Origin of the sequence: Streptomyces flavochromogenes, from assembly GCF_000717595.1 — a bacterium.
In the GTDB taxonomy this organism is placed as follows: Bacteria; Actinomycetota; Actinomycetes; order Streptomycetales; family Streptomycetaceae; genus Streptomyces; species Streptomyces flavochromogenes.
In genome coordinates this window covers 27,488-51,802 of record NZ_JNZO01000033.1, presented here as the reverse complement: position 1 = coordinate 51,802, position 24,315 = coordinate 27,488, and the positions used below count along the sequence as shown (strand labels likewise).

The following is a 24,315-nucleotide window of genomic DNA, read 5'->3' as shown; positions in this document are numbered from 1 at the left end:
GCCGCGCGGCACGTGTGGCCCGCCGCTGGGGGTGCCCGGCCCGATCGACAGGCCCTAGAGGGCGGCGTCCGCTCGCGTCTCCTGACCGCGGGGGCTCGCGCCCGCCTCCGGCTTCTGCCGCTCGGCACCGCCCGCCGGGACGCGCACCGTCGCGAGGACGAGCAGTGAGGCCACCGCCCCCAGCGCCGCCGCCACGACCAGCACCGCGTTCAGACCGGACGCGAACGCCTCACGTACCAGTTGCCCCATCCCGGCGCGCTCGCCCTCCGGCCAGCCCGCCACGATCGACCGTGCTTGTCCGCCGCTCAGAGCGGCGGCCGTCCCGTGCGGGTCCGGGACACCGCCGTCGGCCGTGAGTACCCTCTCGATCCGCGACTGGAAGATCACTCCGAACACGGCGATCCCCAGGGCGAAGCCCAACTGGCGGAAGGTGTTGACCGCACCGCCCACCATCCCTCCGCGCTCCGGCGGCACCGTGGCCAGGGCCGCCGCCGGCAGACTCGGAGTCACGAGCCCGACCCCCAGACCGGAGACGACGAGTCCCGCCACCAGGCTGCCGCCCGTGGACCCCGCGTCGAGGGTGGCCTGCATCGCGGAGCCCAGGGCGATGAGCGCGAGTCCTCCCCCGATGGACGCCCGGGGCGGCCAGGGCCCGAAGCGGCCCGCGAGAGCCGAGACGACGAACGCGGACGCGCACATGGGCAGGATGTACAGACCCGCTTCGACGGGCTCGTACCCCAGGACGGACTGCATCCACAGCGACTCGAACAACAGGTAGGCGAACGCGGCGCCTTGCAGGAACAGGGCGCTGACCATGATGCCGGTGAACGACGGCCTGCGGAACAGCGACAGATCGAGTACCGGGTGCTCGTGCCGCGTCTCGGCCACGACGAAGAGGGTCAGGGCGACGGCCGCCACCGCGAACAGGCCGAGGGTGAAGGGTGCCGCCCAGCCGTCGGAGTGGGCTCGGATCAGCCCGAACGTGAGGGCCCCGCTCGCCACCGTGAAGGTGACCACGCCGAGGACGTCGGCACGCTGCCTGCCCTCGGCCTTGGCCTCTCGCACCGAGCGGAGCGTCAGCACGACGGCGACCAGGCAGACCGGCAGGTTGACGAAGAAGATCCATCGCCAGTCCAGGTACTGGGTGAGGAGTCCGCCGACCATCGGCCCGGCCGCCGCGGCGACCGAGTTGGTGGCGCCCCACACGGCGAACGCCACACCCCGCTCCCGGCCGCTGTAGTGCATGCCGAGCAGGGCGATCGTCGTACCGAACATCCCGGCGGCGCCCAGTCCCTGTACCGCCCGGGCGCCGATCAGCACACCCGCGTTCGGGGCGACCGCGCACGCCACCGAAGCGGCGGTGAAGACGATCAGCCCGACGAGGTACAGCTTCCTGCGGCCGATCCGGTCGGCGCGGGAACCGACGCCGAGCAACAGCGACGCCAGTGCCAGGGCGTAGATGTCGACCACCCACTCCACATCGGAGAGCGTGGTGTCGAGGTCCGCCGCCATCGCGGGCAGCGCCACGGTCACGATCGTGACGTCCACCAGAAGCATGAAGGTGCCCAGGCAGATCGCCGCCAAGGGCCACCACTTACGCATCCGAACCCCTTCCCTGCCCGCCGCACCGAAGGGGTGCCCCCGGCGGCCCCATGATCCACGGCGGAGTGGTGTTTCCGGCCAGGACCCGCGCGCCACGCCCATCGCGTGGACCGCAGGGAGGTATGCCTAGGTCCGCCTGGAGGATCAGCGGTGGCGGGCCCGGAGGCCCGCTCATAGCTTCGCCGTATGACCAAACGACAGATCGCCTACCTGGCATGCACCGTGACCCTCGTGGTCTCGGGGATGGGGGCCGCCGCTCCGACGGCCGCCCACCGGACGGTGCACCGGGTCAAACTCGGCGAATCGATCCAGAAAGCGGTGGACGCCGCGAAGCCCGGGGACACGATTGTCCTCTCTCCCGGCACCTACCGTGAGAGCGTCCGCATCACCACGTCGAACCTCACCCTGCGGGGCTCGACCGTCTTCCCCACCGTCCTCGTGCCCGGCAAGGCCGCCGCCGCCGACACCTGCGCCGGGGCCGGCCACGGCGTCTGTGTGACCGGCACGGCCGACCGTCCCGTCGAGGGTGTCACCGTGCGCTCGCTGACGCTCCAGGGCTTCACCAAGAACGGCCTGTGGGCGTCGCGGACCGACCGGCTGAAGGTCCACCGCGTCACCGCCGAGAAGAACGGCACCTGGGGCATCGCCCTGGAGCGGTCCGTCCGCAGCGTACTGACGCACAACGTCGCCCGGGACAACGCCGACGCCGGCCTGTTCGTCTCCAACACCACCGACACGGAGGCGGGCGCCGTCGACGCGCGGGGGACGGTGATCAGCCACAACCGCGTCTCCGGCAACCGGATCGGCGTCACCGTGCGGCGCCTGCGGAACCTGACCGTCGAGCGCAACGAGGCGACCGGGAACTGTGCCGCCGTGTTCGTGGTGGGCGACGAGTCCACGCCGCGCGCCGGGGCGATGACCCTGCGCAGGAACAACATCCACGACAACAGCAAGCACTGCCCCAAGACCCCCCGACTGCCGTTCCTGCAGGGTTCGGGCATCGTCCTCACCGGCGCCGAGGAGACGCTGGTGGCGGAGAACAGGATCGTGGACAACGTCGGCGCCTCGCCGCTGTCGGGCGGCATCGTGCTCTTCAAGAGCTTCGTGGGCGCCCTCAACGAGCGCAACGAGATCCGCGACAACGTCGTACTCCGCAACGGCTCGGCCGACCTCGCCAACCGCGACACCGGCAAGGGCAACACCTTCCGTGGCAACACCTGCGGGGTCTCGGAACCCGCGGGCATGTGCTGACGGACGGCTCCGCTTCCCCACCCACGGCACCACAGCACAGACAAGGCGACAGATGACGACTGTTGATCCGGTTTCCCCGACTGTCGATCCGGCTCCTCCGCCGCCCATGCGGCTCAGGGAGCTCGTGTTCGGGGCGGCCTGCGCCGCCGCCGTACGCGCGGCCGTCCGCCTCGGTGTGGCGGACGCCCTGGACGACACGCCCATGACCGTGGAGGACCTGGCGGCCGCGGTCCAGGCCCAGCCGCGGACCCTGCGGCGCCTGCTGCGGGCACTGTCCTGCCAGGGCGTCTTCACGGAGAACCCCGACGGCACGTTCGCCCACACGGAGATGTCCCGGCTGCTGCGCGAGGACGACCCGCACAGCCTGCGGTACATCGCCCTGTGGTGCACCGAACCGTGGACGTGGGACGTGTGGCCGAAGCTCGACGAGGCGGTGCGCTCCGGACGCAACGTCTTCGAGGACGTGTACGAGAAGGAGTTCTTCCCGTACCTCAACGAGGAGGCGCCCGAGTCCGCGTACGTGTTCAACCGGGCCATGACCACGTCGAGCCAGCAGTCCGCCCGGGACGTCGCCGACCTGCTCGATCTGCAGGGGGCCGCCTCCGTCGCGGACATCGGAGGCGGTCAGGGGCACGTCCTGGCGAGTCTGCTGGAGCGGCACCCCACCCTGCACGGCACACTGCTCGACCTTCCCGGAGTGGTGGAGAACGCCGACCCGCGCCTGCGGGACGGCGGCTCGCTGAGCTCCCGGGTCCGCGTCGTGGCCGGCGACTGCCGTGAGGACATCCCGGTCCAGGCAGACGTGTACATCATCAAGAACATCCTGGAGTGGGACGACGACAGCACCCGCAGGGCGCTCGCCAACGTCCTCGGGGCGGCGCGCCCCGGTGCCCGGGTCGTCGTGATCGAGAACCTCGTGGACGACACGCCGTCGATGAGGTTCACCACCGCGATGGACCTGCTGCTGCTCCTCAATGTCGGCGGTGCGAAGCACACCCGGCAGAGCATGGTCGACCGGCTGACCGACGCGGGGCTCGTCATCGGTGAGATCCGCCCGGTCAACGCGTACCTCCACGCCTTCGAGTGCACCGTTCCCGCCTGACGGGAGCGGAGGAGGGAAACCCGAGGCCGCCCGCTCCGCGTCGTTCGCGGGGCGGGCGGCCTCGGGTTTCTCCGTCGTGCGTACCGCTCGGGGGATCAGGAACCGGCGTCCCGCTCCCAGCGGTAGAAGCACTGCGCCATGGCGTCCTTGGGGCTGCGCCACGTCTTCGGGTCGTACGCGCTGACGTACGCCGACAGCTTCTCGCTCGCGTCCCGGAACTCCGGGTGCCCGGTGAGCTTCGCGATGGCCGGCGCCGGGTCCTGGTCCGACTCGATGAGGTGCAGGTACACGTCGCCGAACTGGAACAGGCGGCGCCGGGTGACGCCGACCAGGTGCGGGAGTTCACCGCGGTCGGAGGCGGCGAACACATCGGCGATCGCCGGCGCCGAATCGGGCGCCATGCGGGCGACGATCAGAGCGTGGTGCATGGACCTTCCTTCCTGGGAGTACGGGAGTACGGGAATGGGGGAGTGGGGGTGTGCGCGGCCGCGTGCGGTCAGCCGGGCAGCACCGAGGCGCTCCGGCGGTCGCGGGCGACCTGCTCGATGCGGTCCCGGATGAGGGCCATCTGTGTGCGCGAGTTGCGGTTGATGTTGTCGGTCATCCAGGCGTCGTCGACCGGAGCCTCGGGCTTCATCGCGAAGTCCTGCACCCAGCGCATGTGGACGCCGGCCGGTGTCTCCTCGTACTCCCACCGGATGTTCATGTGGTCGAACGGGCCGGTCTCGACGCGGTGGGCGCGGACGGTCCGCCCGCGGCGGTCGACGGTGCGCTCCGACACCCAGCTCCAGACCTTCCCGGACTCGTCCGGGTGCATGGTCAGGCGGAAGGTGGTGGAGTCGCCCTCTCGGGAGAGCACCTCGAGGGAGGCGTACTCGCTGAAGAGGTCGGGCCACTTCTCGATGTCGTTGGTGATGTCCCAGACGAGGTCGAGGGGGGCGTCGATCGTGATGCTGTTGTCAGTGTGACCGGACAACGTCAGACTCCCGTCTTGAGGGCGCTGTTGACCATGCCGAGGAACTCGGCGGGCGTCTTGCAGCGCTCGGCGTCGGTCGGCAGAGCCACGCCGTACCGGTTCTCCAGCTCGCCGACGATCCCGAGCAGGCCGAGCGAGTCGACGCCGAGCGTGGCGAACGGCGCGTCGGGCGCCTTCTCCAGCTCCCGGGCGTCGACGGTGACTCCGGCGGCCTGCTTCATCAGCGCGGCGAGTTCGTCGAAGGTCAGTGCGGTGGTGATCATCTGTGCTCTCCTTCCCACCCGGTCCTACCGGGTGGTGTCGTCGCCGCGGCGCACGACCAGCGCCGCGTTGGATCCCATGAGTCCCCGGCTGAGGACGAGGGCCGTGCGCAGCTCGGCGGGGCGAGCGCGGGACATCACCAGATCGAGGTCGTGGCAGATGTCGAACACGTTGGGGGTGGGGGGGACCACGCCGTGCTCCATCGCGAGGACCGCGGCGGCGGTGTCCAGGACGGGCGCCCCGCAGTAGGCACGGCCGATGCCCGTCTTGGGCGCCGTGACGGGTACGCGGGCGGCGTGTGCCCCGAGGGCGTCGGCGATCGCCAGCGCCTCGGCGCGGTCCGCCTCCGGTACGCCAAGGGCGTCGGCGAAGACGACGTCGATCTCCTCGGGGGCGCACTCGGCCTCGTCGAGGGCGACCCGGATGGCTCGGGCGAGTCCCTCCCGGGACTCCTCCCACCGGGAGGCGCCGGTGAACGTGGCGCCGTGGCCGGCCACGACGGCCCGGACGGCCGCTCCCCGGTGACGGGCGCGGGACTCGTCCTCCACGACGAGCATCGCGCCGCCCTCCGCCGGGACGAAGCCGCAGGCTCCCGCGGTGAAGGGCCGGTAGGCGCGGTCAGGGTCCTCGACGGTGCTGAGCTCCGGATAGCCGAGCTGGCACACCATCGAGTACGGGGCGAGGGGGGCCTCCGCCGCTCCGACGATCACGGCACCGGTCCCACGGCGTACGGCCCGGGCCGCATGGGCGATGCCGTCCAGGCCTCCCGCCTCGTCACTCGCGACCACACCGCACGGGCCCTTGAACCCGCTCCGGATGGAGATCTGGCCGGTGCTCGCGGCGTAGAACCAGGCGATGGACTGGTACGGGCCGACGAACTTGGATCCCTGACCCCAGAGCTTCTGGAGTTCTCGCTGGCCGAACTCGCCACCGCCGGAGCCGGCCGCGGTGACGACGCCGATCTCGAACGGCTCGTCGGGGTTCTCCCGGGCGACGCCGGCGTCGTCGAGGGCGAGCTGGGCCGCGGCCATCGCGTAGTGGCTGAAACGGTCGGTCTGGACGAGGAAGCGCTCCTCGATGAGGGCGGAGGCGTCGAAGCCCCGGACCTCGCCCGCGACCTTGAGAGGCAGGTCCTGGCACCCCTCACGGGTGATCCGGTCGAGTACGCCGAGCCCTTCCCGGACGGACTTCCAGTACGCGTCGGCACGCAATCCGTTGGGGGCGATCACACCGATGCCGGTGACGACCGCACGCCGTGGGCGCTCAGTGCTCATCGTGTCCTCCCGCCCGGCCCCGTCAGGAGGACCGCGGACTGGAAGCCGCCGAATCCGCTGCCCACGGAGAGCACGTTCCTGAGCTTCCGGGGGCGGGCGGTGCGCGGCACGTAGTCCAGGTCGCACTCGGGGTCGGGGGTCTCGTAGTTCGCCGTCGGAGGTACCACCTGGTGCTTCAGCGCGAGGACGCAGGCGGCCACTTCGATCGCACCGATCGCGCCCAGCGAGTGCCCCACCATGGATTTGATGGAGCTCATGGGGGTGTCGTAGGCGTGCGCCCCGAGGGACCGCTTCACGGCGGCGGTCTCGTGCCGGTCGTTCTGCCGGGTGCCCGAGCCGTGCGCGTTGACGTAGTCGATCAGCGTGGGGTCGATCCGGGCCTGGTCGAGCGTGGAGTCGATCGCCCGGGACATCTCAAGGCCCTCACCGGTCAGACCGGTCATGTGGTACGCGTTGCCGAAGGTGGCGTAACCGCCGATCTCGCAGTAGATGTGCGCACCGCGGGCCCTGGCGTGCTCGTACTCCTCCAGGACGAGGACGGCCGCGCCTTCGCCCATGACGAAACCGTTGCGGTTGTTGTCGAAGGGCCTGGAGGCGTGCTCCGGGTCGTCGTTGTCGGGCGACGTGGCCTTGATGGCATCGAAGCAGGCCATGGTGATCGGGGATATCGGGGAGTCCGACGCGCCCGCGATGCAGACGTCCGCCCGGCCTTCCTCGATGGTGTGGAAGGCGTAGCCGACGGCGTCGAGGCCGGAGGTGCAGCCGGTGGAGACGGTCTGCACCGGGCCACGGGCACCGAACTGTTCCGCCACGACGGAGGCGAGCGTGCTCGGCGAGAACGCCATGTGCAGCTTCGGGTCGGCCGCGCGGTGGTCCACGTCCCACCGCCGCCCGCCCTCGCTGACCAGCACGTAGTCGTGTTCGAGGCGGGTGGTGCCGCCGACGGCGCTGCCCAGGGAGACGGCGACGCGCCAGGGGTCTTCGGTGTCGGTGTCGAGTCCGGAGTCACGGACGGCTTCCCCGGCGGCGACGACGGCGAACTGGATGTACCGGTCGGCGTGCCGGCTCAGATCCGGGTCCAGGCCGTGGTCCGCCGGGTCGAAGTCGCACTCGGCGGCTATGCGGGAGCGCAGCCCGACCGGGTCGAACAGGGTGATGCCGCGGGTCGCGGTACGGCCGGCGGCGAGCAGGTCCCAGAACGCCTTCGCTCCGGTGCCGCCCGGAGCGACCACACCGATGCCGGTGACGGCCACTCGCCGGGTCACTCGATGGCCCCGCTTCGCTCGGACACCTGTCCCGGATCGCCCACGGTCAGGTGTGGGCCGGCGGCGGCGAGCTGCGCCTCGTCGGTGACCTCCGTGTCGACGTGACCGAGGCTCGGCCGCGGGGCGAGCGGACCCAGGTGGAAGACCATGCGGGCCTCCACGTCGCCCACGTTCCGGAAGCGGTGCCGCACGTCGATCGGGATCAGGAGTCCCTGATCGGGCTGGAGCGCGTACGTGTCGCCGTCCAGATCCACTTCCAGCGCGCCCGAGACGACGTACACGAACTCCTCGGAGTACGGGTGGTAGTGCTCGCCGATGCGCTCGCCCGGTTGAACGATGGCCAGCCCCATGAAGCCGCTGGTGGAACCCACCGTGGCCGGCGTGAGCATGGCCCGCAGGTCACCTCCCCGCCTGCGGTTGGGTTCCGTCTCGCTCAGGTTCACGATGCGTGGACGCTGCTTGAGCATGGTTGATACCTCCGGATGTGGCAGTGACGTGCTGGGAGCGACTGCGGCCTGGCCGCGACTGGCCGTCAGGAATCCGCCGAGCGGTCGGTGACCGGCAGCATGTCGGCGTGCGACAGAAGCCGGTTGATGTTGCGCTCCGTCTTCAGGGAGCCCTCGACGCCGATCGCGGGGCCGTCGAGGAGGAGTTCCAGCGCCGCGGCCTTCCCGGAACCCTTGAGCCCGAGGGAGGCGACGGGGTCGAGGTCGAGTTCACCCGTGAGGTCGATGAGGCGCACCACGATGTCGTCACGCTGGAACACGGTGCTGCTGTGCACCGGGCTGTCCGGATCGTCCGCCGCGGCCCGGTCCTGATCGGCGAGCAGCCGGGCCAGCTCCATCCCGCAGCCTTCCTTGGCCGGGTAGTACAGCGCGTGCCGTCGCAGGTCGGCCGGTGCCGGCCGGCTCGACGCCACGTGCTGGACGGCCGGGAGCGCGGCCCGCGTGAAGAACACACGCGCCGACTCGGGGTCCGTCAGGTCCCGGTCCTGCTCCAGGTACGGGTTGATGGCCTCCTCGACCGCTCGTACCTCGGGCTGACGGGCGACGTGCCGCAGTGCGGCGAGGAGGTCGCCCTCCACCTCCACGGCCCGCACGACGCGGTTGCCGTGCATGAACAGCGAGGTACGCCGCAGCCGCGTGGTGTCGTCGACCTGGGCCCGGGGTGACTGGTACCCGGCCAGGATCTCCGCCACCTTCGACTCGGAGCCCGGCTTGACGGTGAAGGTGAGCGCGTGGCGTGCCACACCGTCGCCCACGCGGGCGGCCACCTGCATGCCCGTCGACGCCGCGGTCCGCGAGGCCGGCTGAGCGGGACCGGTCTCCCGGAGGATGCTGTAGCGCATCGAGCGGGTGTCCCGGACACAGCTGTGCATCGGCTTGACGGTCTCGACGTGCTCCTCGCTGTTCACCCACGCGAGGAACGGCGGCGCGCTCTCCCACTCGCTGGTGATGAGCCACTGCGAGGGGTTCTCGATGGACTGGCACAGCTGGTCGCTGATGTGGCCGGGAACGGAGGCGACCTGCTTGCACATGAGTTCGTACGCGTCCAGGAACTGCTGCTGAGCTCCTTCGTACAGGTCGAGCAGGAGGATCACCCGCAGCCTGGAGCCGTCGAATGCCGACTGCGAGATGCGTCCTGAGGGGGCCATCCGGCACACCTCTTCTCTTCTCGGTGGGGGTGGGAACGACCGGCGTGACCGAAGCACCGCGGTCGTGATGTGTCGATCGTTGACAGGAGCGCCGACAGCGCGCGAGCCCGAAAGAGCGGACGAGTGAACCGCGTGTCATCCGGGTGCCTCCGGCACGCGGACCCTTCCCCGAAGGGCATGAATCTGCATCCCATCCCCGACTCGCGTCGCACATGACGCCGGAGACGAACAATGAACCGATTCGACGTGGCCGGCGAAGCAGCCGGTCATCGCACGCCCGTACTCATCGTCGGCGGCTCGCTGGTGGGCCTCTCCACCTCGCTGTTCCTGGGGCGTCTCGGAGTGCCGCACACACTGGTCGAGCGCCATGCGGGCACGTCGATCCACCCGCGCGGCCGTGGCAACAACGTGCGCACGATGGAGCTGTTCCGCGGAGCGGGGGTCGAGCGGCCCATCCAGGAGGCCGCGTCGGTCCTGGCGCCCAACAACGGCATCCTGCAGACGCCGAGTCTGGTGGGCGACGCCGGCGAGTGGCTGTTCAAGGAGATCGACCCCGGCGGCGGCCTCGCCCGCTTCAGCCCCGCCGGGTGGTGCCTGTGCAGCCAGAACGATCTCGAACCGGTGCTGCGTGAACGCGCCCGCGAGCTGGGCGGGGACCTGCGGTTCTCGACGGAGCTGATGTCCTTCGAGCAGGACGCCGAAGGAGTGACGGCGCAGGTCAAGAGCCGCGACACCGGCGAGCACACCACCATCCGCGCGGACTACCTCGTCGCGGCGGACGGCCCGCGCAGCCCGGTTCGCGAGCGGCTCGGCATCAAGCAGAGCGGCCAGGGCGACCTGTTCCACAACGTGAGCATCACCTTCGTCTCCCGCGGCCTCGCGGACGTCGTCGGCGACCGGCACTTCATCGTCTGCTACCTGACGAACCCGGAGGCCGACGGGGCCCTGCTGCCGGTCGACAACCGGGAGCGCTGGGTGTTCCACGCTCCCTGGCACCCCGAACACGGCGAGACGCTGGAGGAGTTCACCGACGAGCGGTGCAGGGAACACATCCGGCGGGCCGTGGGAGTGCCGGACCTCGATGTGGAGATCACCGGCAGAGCTCCCTGGCACGCGGCCGAGAGGATCGCCGAACGGTACGCGGACGGCCGGGTGTTCCTCGTCGGCGACTCCGCCCACGAGATGCCGCCCACCGGGGCCTTCGGCTCCAACACCGGTATCCAGGACGCGCACAACCTCGCGTGGAAGCTCTCCGCCGTCCTGGGCGGCTGGGCCGGCCCCGACCTGCTCGCGTCCTACGACGCGGAGCGCCGGCCGGTCGCGGAGGTGACGAGCGCCCGGGCCGCGGCGCGGTCGGTCGAGCACAGCCACCCCGGGTACATCCCCGTCCCCGGAGCCGGCAGCCCCCAGGGACGCAAGGGCGGCATCCTCAACGAGGTGCTGGGCTACCGCTACCCGCAGGGCGCCGTCCTGGGCGCCGACCGGACGCAGCCGGTCGTGTCCGACGGACTGCGCCTGACGGGCGAACCCGGAAGCCGGGCACCCCACGTGTGGCTGAACCGCGCCGGTACCCGGGTCTCCACCCTCGACCTCTACGAGCGGTCCCTGGTGCTCCTGAGTTCCGAGGACGGCGCCGGCGGGTGGCACTCCGCGGCGGCACGCGTCGGGCGGCAGCCGGCGGTGCCGCTCGACTCGTACCGGATCGGGGACGGCCCCGACGCGGAGCTCTCTCCCGCGAGCGACACGGACTGGGCGCAGGCCCACGGCGTCACCACGGACGGCGCGGTGCTGGTCCGCCCCGACGGATTCGTCGCGTGGCGGTCCGAAGGGGCGTCGGCGGATCCCGTGGCGGCGTTGCGGCACGCTCTCACGGCGATCCTGGGCCTCGGCTGACCGCTTTTTCGCCTGCCCGGAAGGGACGGCCCGGGGCGCGCCGGTCATCGGTCGGTGAGCCGGTCCGACGCCCGCGCCCCCGGACTCCCTGCCCGGCAATCGGGTGGCCGACGGCCTCGCCCTGGGCCGCGGTCGGCGGACGCGGGTGTTCCGGGCCGCACCGAGGTCGGCCAGGACGTGTAACCCATTCGCGCGCGGGACGCAATTCGTTCCCGAGCGCCGCACGGGCCGCCGTGACCTGCGGCGATGATCACCGGCACGACCGATCAAGCCCCCGACCGGGGGACACCGCGCGCGATCCTCGCGTTGCGGTGGTCAGCGGTCGGGGATCTTCTCGTGCACGGAGCACAGCACAGGCGCCGCGCGGCCCAGCCCGGCCAGGAAAGCTCCGCCGAAGGAGAGAAGAAGCATGCGTCTCGCACGTACGGGTACCCAGCTCGCCCTGGTCCTGAGCGTCCTCGCCCTGTCCGCACCCTCCGCCGTCGCCGCGCCCGTCGGCGACGTCCGGGTCAACCCGGGGAAGGCGGCCCCCGGCACCACCGTCACCGTCACCACCACCGCCTGCGGCAAGGAGACCTACGGCAAGGGTGAGTCGGAGGCGGGCGGGAAGTTCCACCTTCTGCCGGGTGACCGCAAGGGCGTCCTGGTGGGTCGGTTCACGCTCCCGATGGACGCCCGCTCCGGCACGGACACCGTGACCCTCAAGTGCCCGCCCCGCATCAAGCAGACCGTCACCTACCAGATCTCCGGCCGGCCGAACGGTGCCGTGGAAGCGGGCTTCGGGTGGGCGGCCGGCGCGCACGAGGAGGGCGGCGGCAGCCCGTACGCCCTCGGCGCGTTGCTCCTCGGCGGCGCCGTCGCGGGTTTCCTGGTCAGGACCCGCCGCCGCGCCGCCGCCGCCAGGGACTCCGTCTGAGCCCACGCCTCCACGCTCCATGACCCACGGTCAGGGCCCCGGATCCGCTCGTGGATCCGGGGCCCGCCCTTCAGCGGAGGCAGGACCCGCATGACGAACGGCCCCGGTCCGAAGCCCGACGGACCGCCGTCCCGGCGCGTTCCCTCGGTCGGCGCACTCGCCTGCGCGATGCTCGTCGGCATCGTCATGCTGGCCCAGGTACCGGACGGTGACGGCTCGCGGCCGCCGACGACGGCGCAGACCTCACCGCTGCCCGCCGGGCCTGCCGCCGGACCCGTCAGGGACCGCCCAGCGCCCCGGCCGCTGCCCGCGTCCGACGCGTCGCGGATCAGGATTCCGGCCATCGCGATCGACGTGTCCCTCGTCCGCCTGGAGTTGGACGGCGCCGGAGCACTGCGCCCCCCGCCCGCGTCGGCCCCGACCGTGGCCGGCTGGTACGCCGACGGCACCGCCCCCGGGGCACCGGGCACAGCCGTCGTGGCGGGACACGTGGACACCCCGCTCGGCCCCGCTGTCTTCCACCGGCTCGACACCCTCTCGCGGGGCGCCGCGATCGAGATCGACCGCGAGGACGGCCGTACGGCCCTCTTCACCGTGGACGCGGTGGAGGTCCACCCCAAGGACCGCTTCCCCGACGACAAGGTCTACGGCGGTTCGGGCCGCCCCGAGCTACGGCTGATCACCTGCGGCGGCGACTGGTCCCGAAACACCGGCTACCGGGCCAACACAGTGGTCTACGCGACCCTGACGGGGACGAGATGACACCGGGCGCACGGATGCGCGCCCGACGCCAGGGGTACTCCTTCTGCACCCGCGTGGCATGCGCGACACCGCGGACGGGCTCAGACTGGGCAGAGTGAGCAGCCGGACAGAGCCTGATCCGCAGCCGCGCCCCGCACAGCAGAAGGGCGCGCTCCCGAACCAGACGGTGGCCCTCACGGCGATGATGTTCGCCGTGGCGATGACGTTCATCGACCAGACCATCGTCTCCATCGCAGCCCCCGACATCGTGCGCGAACTGGGACTCTCCAGCTCGGGCATGCAATGGGTGGTCAACGCCTACCTCCTGGCCCTCGCCGCGTTCTTCGCCCTCGGCGGCCGCCTGGCTGACCTGTACGGGCCACGGCGGATCGTCGTCATCGGCACCCTAGTCTTCGTCATCGCGTCGGTCCTCTGCGGGTGCGTCCCCTCCGGCGACTACGCCCAGCCCTGGCTCATCACCTTCCGGGCCGTGCAGGGTCTCGGCGCGGCGCTGCTCTTCCCGGCCGCGCTGGCCGTGGTCGTGGCGGTGTTCCCCGTCGAACGGCGGGGCAGGGCCCTCGCCCTGTTCTTCGGGGTCACCGGAGCGCTCACCGCCGTGGGCCCGCTGCTCGGCGGCTGGCTCACGTCCTCGTGGACCTGGCGCGCCGTCTTCTGGGTCAACGTGCCGGTCGCGATCGTCGCCCTGATCCTCACGGCCCTCGCGCACATCGCGGACCGTCCGCGCCCCGGAACTCTCGACGTGCCCGGCGCCGCCCTCGTCGCCGCCGGCATGGGCCTGAGCGTCCTCGGCTTCCAGCAGGCGTGGTCTTGGGGATGGGGGAGCTGGGCGACCTGGTTGTGCGTCGTCGGCGGCCTCGCGATCCTGTACGTGTTCGTACGGTACGAGCGCGGTGTCCGCCACCCGCTGATCGACCTGCGGGTCTTCCAGGACAAGGCGTTCAGGGTGGACTCGGCCGTACTGTTCTTCGCGATGCTCGCGTTCGTGCCGGTGTTCTTCTTCTCCTCCGTGTACGCCCAGGTGTCCCTCAGCGCCTCTCCCAACCAGGCGGCGCTCTTCCTGCTGTACTTCTTCGTCGGCTTCGCCCTCGCCTCCCAGTGGGGCGGCCGGATCCTCGACAAACGGGGTGCGCGCCCCGCGCTGAAAGCGGGAACGATCCTGGGCGCGGTCGGCTTCGCCCTGTGGGCCAACGAACTGACCAACCTGTCCATGCACGACCAATGGCCGTACGTGGCCCTCGCGGGCGCGGGAATCGGCTTCATCCTGGCCCCGGCGTCGACGGACGCGGTCAACCGGGCCATCGGCGCCTCCTACGGCGAGGTCACCGGCATCACGCAGACCGTCCGCAACTACGCGGCGAGCATCGGCATGGCGGTGTTCGGCACCCTGCTGTCCCGGGCCATGACGGAGAACGTGACGGACACGCTGCGGGCACGGGGCATCGCACCCGCCACCGCCGACCAGGTCGCGCGCGGCATCACCGACTCCGTCTCCGGCCACGGCGACGCCACCCCGCCGACCGGCACCGGCCAGGTCGCCGAAGCCACCCGCGACGCCATGTCGGCCATCCAGATGGACTTCGCCCAGGCCAACCAGTGGGTCTTCTACGGCATGGCCGTAGCCCTCGCTCTCGGCTTCCTGTGCGCCATCCGCCATCCGGGCGACCGCGTCACCCCGAAGGACCCCGAGCCGACACCTCGGGAGTGACGGACCGACGGGGGAGTGGCGGCGAGCCGAGATCCGCTGCCCCGATCGGCCCGTCACCGACGGGCCGACCGGGCCGGGGGACCGCCTTCCGTGGCTTCCCCTCCGGCCCGGCGCCGCGGCTCGACTCGTGAGCAGGGGGCGAGGCCCCGCCGCTCACTGCCGCACGAGCTGAGCGGCTGCCTCCCTGAGCAGTGCCTCCCCGTATCGTGCGCCCGGTTCCGGCAGCGGTACATGGGCCGGCAGGAGCGTGATCGGCAGCCCGGTCGGCACCACCGCCTGGAAGACCGACTGGAGCACCAGGTACTGCTCCCTTGTCGGCTCCCATCGCGGTGCCGCCGACCCGGCCGGCGGTGTGAGGCTCACCCCGAGCCGTGCCAGTCGGTGCATCAGCGGGGCGTCCTGCACCAGATGCTCCGCGGAGGGGAGCCGGCCCACCGCGGCGAGCAGCGCCCTCGCCACCCGGCCGGCTTCGCTCTGCGGCAGACCCGCGGGGCGATCCATGACGGCCCGCGCGAACTCCTCGACGGACGCCACCTGACCGAAGGACAGCTCCCGGGCCAGATAGAGCGACCGGAGCCTGCGCCAGTCGCCGTCCAGCACATGGCGTTCCGGCCGGGTCAGCCACTCGGTCACGAGAGCCTCCGTGTGCAGTGAGCACACCGCCCGGTCCCCGACGCGGGCCAGCAGGAACGCCGGCCAGCCGTGCGGAAGCCGAGCGACCCCCTGCGGCAGCATGGCCCCGATCCGGCAGGCGGCCAGCACCGGCGCAAGGTCGACGGTCGCGTCCTCCTGGAGCACGATCGGTCGGCCGACGTCGGAGCACAGCCACTCCGCCACCGCGGCCGCCGCGGTCCGCTGCTTCTCCGCGTGTTCCTCGCCGGATGCCTGCTCCAGCGCGCCGAGCGACCAGATCACCTTCCGCCCCGTGGAGTTCCCCGCCGGCAGCGGCTCGCCCTCGACACCCGCCCGGTAGGCGTTCCGGTACTTGCCGAACCAGTTCGGAACCAGGTCCCTGACGGGCTTCGGACGCTCGGCGAACGTCCGCAGCGACAGCTTCTTGAGCCTCTCGTACATCCACTCGGGCAGGTCGACGAATGTCCGACGGCCACCTGGTTCCACCAGTCGGACGATGCCCCGGTCCGCGATCCGCTCGAGCCGGGCGACTTCGGCCATCATGTCGTCGCCGGGCCCGCGCACCGTGCGACCCCTCGCGTACTGAGCCAACAGGCCGAGAGGTGCGACGGACACGAGCAGCGGGTTCGGGGCGTGCTTGCCGACGGCCGCCGACTCACCGACCACCGTGACGCGGACCAGCTGGCCGGCGCTCAGGTTCTCGTACTCCCGAACGACAAGCGGGTGGTGGACGAGGCTGACCTGGCAGCGGTCGCGGCGCAGTACGGTCAACTGCCGCGCGGCACGCAGTCGCGCGACGAGCAGCTCGCCGGGCACACCCGTGGTCCACGCAGCGTCCCGTGCCGGGAGCCAACAGAGCGCCTGGCTGCGCTCATCCCGGCAGAGGACACCGAGGCAGTCGCCGTCCGGACCGTCGACGGCGAACAACGCCTGGACGACCGTCTCGTCGAGCCCGGTCCCACCGGTCGGCAGCCCGCTCCGCAGAATCCTCGTCGACCTGTCCCAGTGCAGCCGGAGCAGGCGCCGGTCCGCCACGAGGGCGCTCGCCGTCGCCGCCGTCGCCTCCGGCGGCAGCCCGGGCAGCAACGTCTCCACGTGCACCCGCACCAGCGCCGCACCGCTGCGCATCACGAGGTAGCCGTTCCCGAGGTCGGCCACGGGCCGGGCCAGCACCGTGCCGTCCGGCCACACGCCCCCGGGCTGATGCCTGCGGGAGATCGTGACGACCGGCTCAGGCCCGTCGTCGACCGCCTCGACCGTGACGGGCAGCACGCCCAGCTGCCGCAGGACGGCGCTGCCCGTCACGCCGGCCGCGGCCAGGTCGTCCCGCAGCCACGGCGTGAGGAACCAGTGCTCCTTGGCGAGTGGTGCCAGCTCCACCCGGGCCCGCTGCAGCCCGGCCACGCGCAGACCCCCGCCGGCCGGGTTCGCCGAGACGAGCACCACGTCGCCCGCCCGCACGGAGCCGGCGGTCGCAGGGGTCACGTCGTTGGCCTGGTCCAGCCACACGCTGCTGCCGACGGGGCACCGCGCGATCAGCTCCCGCTCCGCGGGATACGGGAACGCCGCCTCGCCTTCGCCGAGATAGAGGGCCCCGGCCACGTCGTCCGCGTGGGTGACGGGAAGCAGCACCCGGGTGCTGCCCCTGCGCCGCAAAGAGCCGCGCAATCCCGGCCGCCAGTCCTCAAGTACCAGGTGCCCGCACTCGTTCACCCCTCCGTCGACCTGCCCGTAGAGCAGGTCTCCAGGGGCGAAACGCGACCAGTCGAGGTCGGCCAGCGACTGTCCGTCGGAGAAGCGGACGAGTTCGCCCCGCACTTCGGTGACACGGCCCGGCGTCAGCTCCAGCCAGACACTGCTCCCCTCCGTCCGGGCCACCGTCCAGTGCGTGCGCCGCCCGTCGGAGAGGTCCTGGAAGGTCTCCTCCAGTAGCTCGGTCGCCGGGAAGCCGTGGTGACGCAGGGAGGCCGACTCGTGCCGGAGGGTCCAGCCGTCCCCCTTCAGGGAGAAGAAGACCGGCTCGGCGACGGCACGGGCGACCGCCGGCAGGCCACGCCGGACAGGCCCGTCGCCGTTCGTCGGCCATGTCTGAGTGCGGGAGTCGTGATACCGCCAGCCTCCGTTCTCACATGCCTCCGCGATCTGGCGCGCCGGAGCGTCCCGGAACGACAGCTGTGCCCAGGCCACGGGCCGGGCTGCGACGGGCTCCCGCCCGGTGCCGACGGGCCGCACCAGCACGCCCTCCGTCGGCGCGTCGGCGTCGAACTCCAGGATCCCGGCGCGCGGGTCGTCCATGGGAACGAGTTGGGTCTGCGGTCTCGGCAGTGCCCGGCGCGTCACGCCGGCGATCTTGGGGTGATCCGTGTGCAGCAGGGCCGCTCCCGTTCCCCGTTGGGCCGTGGCGTTGAGTCCGGGGAGCCCGGCAACGGTGAAGCGCCCGTAGGAGTCCGCGTCCCGGATGGCCTCGGCGTTCTTGAGGCTGTCCTTGGGGAAGACCACCGCGGGCCGGGGCCTGTCGTCGAGATAGCTGATGTCGGCGGGGATCGCCTGGTGGACGCGGATGACCTCCGCCTCGTCCAGGGTCAGCCGCACCACGGATCCGGGGACGATGCCGTCCGTCCCCCGCAGTCCTGAGAGCTCGAAGACGACGCCCGGCCGCAGCTCGATCTGCACGCCGTCGGAGTCGACCACTCCGAAGCAGCCTTGCGACCTGCGCCGCAGATAGCTGCGCAGGGTCTCGGTGCTCCGTGCCGGCGGCGACTTCGTGGACCCGTGCCACTGGTTGGCCGGCTGACCGGGGCTCTCGTTGTGGTTCCCGAGCCGTACGAGCATGCGCGCCCGTCCCCGGTACGCGCCGAGGCCCTCGGTCTTCGCGGCGCGACGGAGGCAGCTCTCGCGGTGTGAGAAGTCTCGCCGGGGCACGACCACCGCGAGTGGGGCGCCCTCCTGATGAAGTGCCTCGGGCAGGCCGAATCGCAGCAGGTAGTCGTTGTGCGTCTCGTGGATGACCCCCGCGTCCAGGTAGAGCCGGTCGTACCGGCGAAGCCCCGACCCCCCGTCGGCCGTGGCGTACGGCGCGACGGTGGCGAAGCGCAACGCCCGGTGCTGTCGGCCGATCGCCTCGGGAACGAGCCGGCCGAGCACGAGCCGGCGCTGCGAGCCCGACTCCACGGACGCCAGCAACGCAAGGGCGTCGCGCTCCTCGATGCGGGCGCTCACCGGCTGTTCCTTGGCGTGCGTGTCCTCCTCCGCGCCGCGGCCGAGCTCCCGTGTGCGGGTGAGGACACGGTGCACGGTCACCCGGCCGCGGTCCCTGTCCACGATCGCCTCAAGAAGGTGCACGACGTTGGCAGCCGTCGCCTCCGTACGGACCTGCCACTCCACGCCCTTGGAGATGTCGGCCAGATCGATGACCACTCGGATGCCGCCGGGAACGGCGTCCTCGTCGAGGGAGAAGGTCATCGCGTTGACACGGTCGCCGTGGAAGAGGGCGAGGCCGTCGGGATCCAGCGGCTCCCCGCCTACCACGAGCGCCTCGACAGGGATGTCCACGAACCAGCCGTGGCCGAACTCGAAACGGGCGGCGAGGCCGGCGTCGCCCTCCTCGATCCCCACGTAGTACAGCTTCCCCCGCGTGTGTCGCGGTTCGCGGAAGTCGCAGCGGCGTCCGTCCGGTGCTGCGTACGGGGCGAACGTCGTCATGAACTCGGAGACCGGCAGTGGCGTCGCCCGCAGGCACGACGCCGCGTATCCGGCACCGTTCGGAACCGGCGAGGCCCGCACCGGATCGGTCGGATAGTTTCGGCCACCCACCCAGGCCCGCGGCTCGTCGAGCAGTTCCAGCCACGGCCGGTACACGCCCTCGGAATCGGGGGCCTCGCAGACGGTCAGCGCAAGGCGGTCGTCCTCGGTGAGCCGGCCGGTGAGTGCGAGACCGGGCAGCTCGAGGAGCTGCTGCCAGGCCGCCGCAGGGTCCCGCTCCTGACGGGGCTGCGCGGTCTCCGTCGGCCGAGCGGTGCCGACGGGCGACAGATCGAACCTCCGCCGCACGCGCACGTGACGGGTGTCGTCCAGGCTCGCGGGGCCCGATGACGCGGGAGTCCTGACGTCCCACACCTCCACGAGCTCCTGCTCGACATGAACAGGACGGAACGCGTCGGCCAGCTCGATGCCGGTGGTGTGGCCGACGCGGTACGTGCCTTCGTGCTGGACCACGACCGGAAACGAGCCGTCGTTCCTCGTCCTGCCGCCCCGCCGGGCACCGGCCCGGCCGCTCGTCCCGGACTCGTCGTCCATCGGAGCGCTCGCCAGACGGGGCGGCCCGGAGGTGTCCTGTCGGACGAGGAGCAAGGTGCCGTCCCGGCCGCGGGTGTGCCCGACTGCCTTCCAGCCCGGCCCCGGCGCCTCCGCCCACTCCCACAGCGCCTCCAGGTGCAGCAGGCGTCGCTGCACGTGGAACACCCAGCCCCCGGGCGTCAGTTCCCCGATGAGGTGGTCGCCCACCGACGGCGCCTCGACGTCCAGGCATCCCACCGGCAGCACGGCCACAGCGATGTGCGTGCCCAGGTCGAACCAGGCACGCACATGACCGCCCTCCTTCGTCCGGGCGATGACCATGCCGCCGAGCGCCGGAACGTCCAGGAGCGTCGGGTCGCACGGCGTGACGCAATGGCTCGCGAGCTGTGCCGCCGTCAGGGCCGCCGTGGGCTCCCGACGGTGCTCCGCGTACGGCTGCACGACATAGTCGGACGTGACGACGGCCCGGCGCGGAGAGGTGCGGGAAAGCGAGGGGAAGTGGCCGCTCAGCGTGAGCGACTCGGTGGTGATCCGTCCCGGCAGGCCCTCCTTCGTGGCAGCTCTGTTCACCGCCGTGAAGGCCTTCCGCGTGGCCCAGACGACGTCGACGACCGTGTGGTCCGGTACCCGTGCGAACCAGGCGTACAGCTCGGGAGTCGGCTTCTCCTCGCGGATGCCCTCTTCCTCGAAGGGCTGAACGGTCACCCGTGGCCGGCGCGCGGCCGTGTCGTCCCAGGACTCGACGCTGCACACCACGTGCGCGGTTCTGGGCGTAGGACCGTCGAACCTGGCCGTGACCCAGCGGGGGAAGCCCTCGACCGCGGGAACGTCGATCCGCCATTCCGGCTGCCCGTCGGCGTCGGTCCGCAGAAACGCCTCCTCGTGGGCGGGCCGGTCCCTCGTCTGCTCCTCGTCCTCGTCCCCGGCCGTGTCGCGGGGGCCGTTCACCTGGTCGAAGATCCCGAGCCATTGCACGTTGCGCCGGTCGAACGGCCGCTCGGGTGACAGGCGGAGCCGGTTCTCCCCGGGCCGGAACTCGGCGCGGAGGATCAGTCCGGCCGGAGCGGCCAGGCACTCCTCCTCCACACGCGGCCAGTCCTCGGGGTCCCACGCGGAGGGTCCGAGGACGTAGCACTGGCCGGGCTCGGTGACGAACCGCCAGGCCGTCCCGAACCCGGACCTCTCGGTGGCGACCCCGGACAGCACCAGGCGCACCGGCGTGGCCCCGCCCCCGTCGACGGTGCCGGCCGCGACGGCCAGCTCCGGCAGACCGGCGTCGACGGGTACCCAGTGATTGAGCTCCTCGTGCCATCGGACCAGGGTCTCCACGGGCCGGGCTGTCGTGCCTCCGTCCCCGAAGGCCCGCGAAAGGTCGGGGTCCCACCTGCGGCGGGCGATCATGTCCTTCTCCCCGTCTCCCCGGGGATACGCGTCGATGGCCGCGCCGTCGACGGTCAGCCTGAGCCAGGGGAAGTCGCCCGTCCGGGCGAGTTCCGCCTCCCGCACCTCCCCGTCCTGCTGGGGAAGCCGTGCGAGACGGGTGACGCTCCAGGACCGCGGGTCGCCGGGGGTGGCGAGCCGCACCGCCACCGGCTCCCCGAGCTCCCAGTTCTTCGTCTCGTGCGCCTCCAGGCGGCACTGCACGGGCTGGTCGAGGCCGCAGTTGACCAGAAGGGTCGGCTGCTTGCCGCGACGGGGCGGCGAGGAGACGAAGCCGAGCACGTAGGCGCCCTGTTCATGGGGGCGGGTACGGGCGCCGTCCCGGAACATGTCGTACACGTACGGTCGCCCCGACCGCACCATCCCGACACTGCTGTTCTCGCTCCGCCGGTACTCGACGATCTCCCCTGCGTGCCGGACCTGGACGACCGCCTCGACGAACCGGCGGTCCCCGTCGGACCGCCCCGACGGCTGTCGCGACGCCGGATAGAGGGCGGGCCGCTGCGTGCGGTTCCACAGGGAGGACATCACCTTGTCGAGCGTGACCCCCTGCCCCTGGAGCTCCTCCGCCGCTGTCGCCCGCAGGAACCGGACCAGCGCCGCCTCGGTGCCCCGGCCGGAGACGTGGCTGAGGTACCTCGACCACGGGCTCCCGTGCGTCACGACCGGAGGGTTTCCGCCCCACTTGTGGTAGAGCGCCCGCAGCGTGCGCACCCGGAGCCGGTTCGCCATCTCCGGTGGCAGCCCGTGAGCGGTCAGCTCCTCGAACAGCCGGTCGTAGTAGAACTGCGCGGTACCGCTCAGGTCGACGATCACGTCCACCACGTGCTCCAGCACCTGCAGCAGCCGCTCCTGCGAACCGGCGCTGTCCGTCGGCGAGCGGAACATGTCGAACATCCGGGAACGCACGTAACGCGGCAGGTTCGACTTCGCGTTGAGGGACGTGACCAGGCCGCTCCATTCGGAGACCCAGTCCTCGAAGGCGCCCTCGTCGCCGAGCTCGGGCCGTCCGAGCAGCGCCGCGAGCCGCAGTGTCTTGACCGTGACCGGGGTGATGTCGTACTTGTCCGTCTCCGTGAGGAACTCGGTCACGCCCTGCGCCATCTCCCGCCACTCCTCGACGGAGAAGGAGTCGCGGCTCGGGTCGACGGGGCCGCTGAGGGCCAGTCCGACGGGAGCCAGACTCGCGAGGAGCGCCCCGTCGCTCGTCCGAGGGCCCTCCGGCGTCCAGTCCCAGCGCAGTACGTCGTATCGGGAATGCGCGTGGAGGTCACGGTGCAGCTGCGTCGCGCGGATCGCCCTCGCGGAGTGCCGGAGCGTCTCCCGCTCCCGGATCAGCGACAGCAGGGTGTCGGCCGGGGGCAGGTCGCCGGTGAACCACCGTCCGCCGGCCTCGGTCCGGTGCGGCCCGGTGCCTCCCGCCGACGCCTCCTGCGCCCAGTGCAGCGCTACGCCACGCGCGCCCCAGTCGGGCAACGGGGGATAGGGAGGGCTGCTCGGCGGAGGGGAGAGCTCGGCCACCACCCGCACGATCTCGGCAGGGTGGACGCCGCTGCGCGCACCCTTGCCGATCGAGTCGGCGGCGCTCGCCGCGTGCAGGAGAAGGGAGGACAGCTGGCCGGCGTACAGCTGGGCCTGGTGCGGCTTGCCGTGGACGACGTCCATGAGCGCGCCGAACGTCCGGTACAGGGTGTCGCGCACATGGACGAGCAGCAGCAGGAGATGGTCCCGCTGCCCGGTCGTGCCGCTCTCCGTCGTCCGGCCGGCTTCGCCCGGCACGGCGCAGGTCAGCAGCCGGGTGGCGAGGAGCCCCGCGCCGAGCAGCCGCACCAGCTGTTCGGGCTGATCGCCCCAGAGCCGCGGCGTGGGCGCCTGAGCCGTCTGGGGAGCCGACCCGGGCCGGTTGCGCGTCGGCTTGGGCGTGGGCGGCGGAGTGTGGTGGAGGAGCCAGGGCGACCACAGCCATGCCGCCGTGCCCGCATCGGTCTCCCCGGCCGGGCCCGTCGAGAACATCGGTGTGGGGCTCTGGCCGGCGGGGTGGCGCAGGGACAACAGCCGGTAGGTGTGCCGCAGGACGACGTCGTACGAGCGGTAGGGCAGCGTCACGGGGAGGTTCGCGGGGGCTCGGGTCCGTCCGCCCGGCTCACTGGTGCGCCAGGCCGGGTCGGGCGATCGCCACCACCGCGCCAGCCGTTCCACGGTCTGCTGCGGGGCGTACTCGGCCGCGGCGGACCACAGAGCCGACTGCCAGAGCACCGACGGCATGGCCGACTCCCGGGCGGCGCCCACCCCGCCGAGTCGCTGGTACGCCGACTCCCGTGCCTCGCAGTCCGCCGGCGGCGGCAGCAGGCCGTCGGCGGTCCATGTCTGCAGCCAGCCGTAGAGGGACTCGGCGGTCAACGCCTCGTGCTCCAGGGCGTCCAGGACGCCCACCGCACGAGAGGGATCCGGTCCCGCGTTCCCGCCGGACAGCGTGAAGGTGACTCGGGCCGCGGTCGCCAGCAGGTCGGGCTCCATGTCGAACGCCCCTCGCGACACCACCGCGAGGGCTGTCCGAATCCTGTCGGTGGCTTCCGGCCGTACCATCGCGATCGTCTCGGCCGCATGGAGCAGAGCAAGCCTGCCGTGGCGGCCGCGGAGCGCATCCTCTGTAAGGGACGGGTGCTCGTCGAGGAGCTCGCCGACGGCGCGCGCGTCACGGCCGGCCAGGAACCGGGCGATCACCAGGGCTGTCGTCGGGGCCAGTTGCTCGACGAGGTCGTGGTACGGGGCGATGGAGGCGTCGGCCTCGGTCGTGCTGTCGCCCGCGTCGTCCAGGAGTTCGCCCAGTGCCGCCACGGCCTGTGCGATGTCCGGACCGGCGGCCGCCCGCAAGGCGGCTCCGAGACGGGCCCGCAGCTGTTCCGGGGCCACGGACGCGATGCTCCGGTAGTGGGCCGCCGCCCGTGCGGCCACCTCGGTCACCCCCGCGAACCGACGCTGCGCGGTGAGGACATGGGGAAGGGCGTAGAGCGCGGTCGCCGTTCCGGCCCGGGCGAGGCTCTCCACCGCGGTGGAGACGATCTCCTCGGACCGCTCGGTCTCCACCGGCTCCTGGAGAGCGGTCAGGAGATCGAGCTGTATCGCGGCAGTTTGCGGGGGAAGCCCCAACGCAGCGCAGAAATACCAGTGTTCGAGCATAGGCGTCCCCTTGCCTGCGGTTCCCGGCCGCGCTGCCGGGAGGAAAGAGCGAGTGGACCAGGATACGAAGGGAGCCGGACGGATGAACGGGTTCTGGCCAACTGG

The 24,315-nt window shown here is 71.9% G+C and carries 15 protein-coding genes; 6 read left to right on the top strand and 9 right to left on the bottom strand.

All coding sequences use genetic code 11. The features are described 5' to 3' along the window. Positions 1-54: 54 nt before the first annotated feature. Positions 55-1,602, bottom strand: coding sequence for an MFS transporter (locus IF00_RS0133285; protein WP_037639638.1), 1,548 nt, complete (start codon positions 1,600-1,602; stop codon positions 55-57). Positions 1,603-1,788: 186 nt separating this feature from the next. Here IF00_RS0133285 and IF00_RS0133280 point away from each other — a divergent pair, with 186 nt between their 5' ends. Both IF00_RS0133280 and IF00_RS0133275 read left to right on the top strand, forming a co-directional pair. Further along, on the top strand, positions 1,789-2,853 hold the full coding sequence (locus tag IF00_RS0133280) for a right-handed parallel beta-helix repeat-containing protein (RefSeq protein WP_030324550.1): 1,065 nt from the start codon (positions 1,789-1,791) through the stop codon (positions 2,851-2,853). Positions 2,854-2,905: 52 nt separating this feature from the next. Continuing rightward, positions 2,906-3,955 carry a methyltransferase gene (locus IF00_RS0133275; RefSeq protein WP_037639635.1) on the top strand — a complete coding sequence of 350 codons (1,050 nt, stop codon included), beginning with the start codon at positions 2,906-2,908 and terminating at the stop codon, positions 3,953-3,955. 95 nt (positions 3,956-4,050) lie between these two features. Here the strand turns inward: IF00_RS0133275 and IF00_RS0133270 are convergent, their stop codons facing one another. The 7 genes from IF00_RS0133270 to IF00_RS0133240 form a co-directional block, all read right to left on the bottom strand. Then, positions 4,051-4,383 (bottom strand): TcmI family type II polyketide cyclase, encoded by a 333-nt coding sequence (locus tag IF00_RS0133270; protein ID WP_030324548.1) that lies wholly within the window; start codon positions 4,381-4,383, stop codon positions 4,051-4,053. A 68-nt stretch (positions 4,384-4,451) separates the two neighbouring features. After that, positions 4,452-4,931, bottom strand: a complete 480-nt coding sequence (locus tag IF00_RS0133265; RefSeq protein ID WP_030324547.1) for an SRPBCC family protein — start codon at positions 4,929-4,931, stop codon at positions 4,452-4,454. Positions 4,932-4,933: 2 nt separating this feature from the next. Further along, positions 4,934-5,194 carry an acyl carrier protein gene (locus IF00_RS0133260; RefSeq protein WP_030324546.1) on the bottom strand — a complete coding sequence of 87 codons (261 nt, stop codon included), beginning with the start codon at positions 5,192-5,194 and terminating at the stop codon, positions 4,934-4,936. Between the two features lie 24 nt (positions 5,195-5,218). Continuing rightward, on the bottom strand, positions 5,219-6,466 hold the full coding sequence (locus tag IF00_RS0133255; RefSeq protein WP_030324544.1) for a ketosynthase chain-length factor: 1,248 nt from the start codon (positions 6,464-6,466) through the stop codon (positions 5,219-5,221). Continuing rightward, positions 6,463-7,731, bottom strand: a complete 1,269-nt coding sequence (locus tag IF00_RS0133250; protein WP_030324542.1) for a beta-ketoacyl-[acyl-carrier-protein] synthase family protein — start codon at positions 7,729-7,731, stop codon at positions 6,463-6,465. Before IF00_RS0133250 ends, IF00_RS0133255 begins: the two co-directional genes overlap by 4 nt. Then, entirely contained in the window at positions 7,728-8,198 is a 471-nt protein-coding gene (locus IF00_RS0133245; RefSeq protein WP_030324540.1) for a cupin domain-containing protein, read from the bottom strand. The genes IF00_RS0133250 and IF00_RS0133245 overlap by 4 nt, the downstream gene beginning before the upstream one ends. Positions 8,199-8,263: 65 nt before the next feature. Then, positions 8,264-9,385 carry a SchA/CurD-like domain-containing protein gene (locus IF00_RS0133240; RefSeq protein WP_030324539.1) on the bottom strand — a complete coding sequence of 374 codons (1,122 nt, stop codon included), beginning with the start codon at positions 9,383-9,385 and terminating at the stop codon, positions 8,264-8,266. A 231-nt stretch (positions 9,386-9,616) separates the two neighbouring features. Here IF00_RS0133240 and IF00_RS0133235 point away from each other — a divergent pair, with 231 nt between their 5' ends. From IF00_RS0133235 to IF00_RS0133215, 4 genes are all read left to right on the top strand, one after another. Then, on the top strand, positions 9,617-11,278 hold the full coding sequence (locus IF00_RS0133235; protein WP_030324537.1) for an FAD-dependent oxidoreductase: 1,662 nt from the start codon (positions 9,617-9,619) through the stop codon (positions 11,276-11,278). A gap of 409 nt (positions 11,279-11,687) precedes the next feature. Continuing rightward, complete coding sequence (locus tag IF00_RS0133225) at positions 11,688-12,194, top strand: hypothetical protein (protein WP_030324536.1); 507 nt, start codon at positions 11,688-11,690, stop codon at positions 12,192-12,194. 90 nt (positions 12,195-12,284) lie between these two features. Continuing rightward, positions 12,285-12,956: a class F sortase gene (locus tag IF00_RS0133220; protein ID WP_106975918.1), complete on the top strand. Its 672-nt coding sequence runs from the start codon at positions 12,285-12,287 to the stop codon at positions 12,954-12,956. Between the two features lie 181 nt (positions 12,957-13,137). Continuing rightward, a complete protein-coding gene (locus tag IF00_RS0133215) occupies positions 13,138-14,661 on the top strand; it encodes an MFS transporter (protein ID WP_051820756.1) in 1,524 nt (507 codons plus the stop codon). Between the two features lie 153 nt (positions 14,662-14,814). On the opposite strand, the gene IF00_RS0133210 is transcribed toward IF00_RS0133215, so the two are convergent. After that, a complete protein-coding gene (locus IF00_RS0133210; protein WP_158710544.1) occupies positions 14,815-24,210 on the bottom strand; it encodes a hypothetical protein in 9,396 nt (3,131 codons plus the stop codon). Between the last annotated feature and the right edge of the window lie 105 nt (positions 24,211-24,315).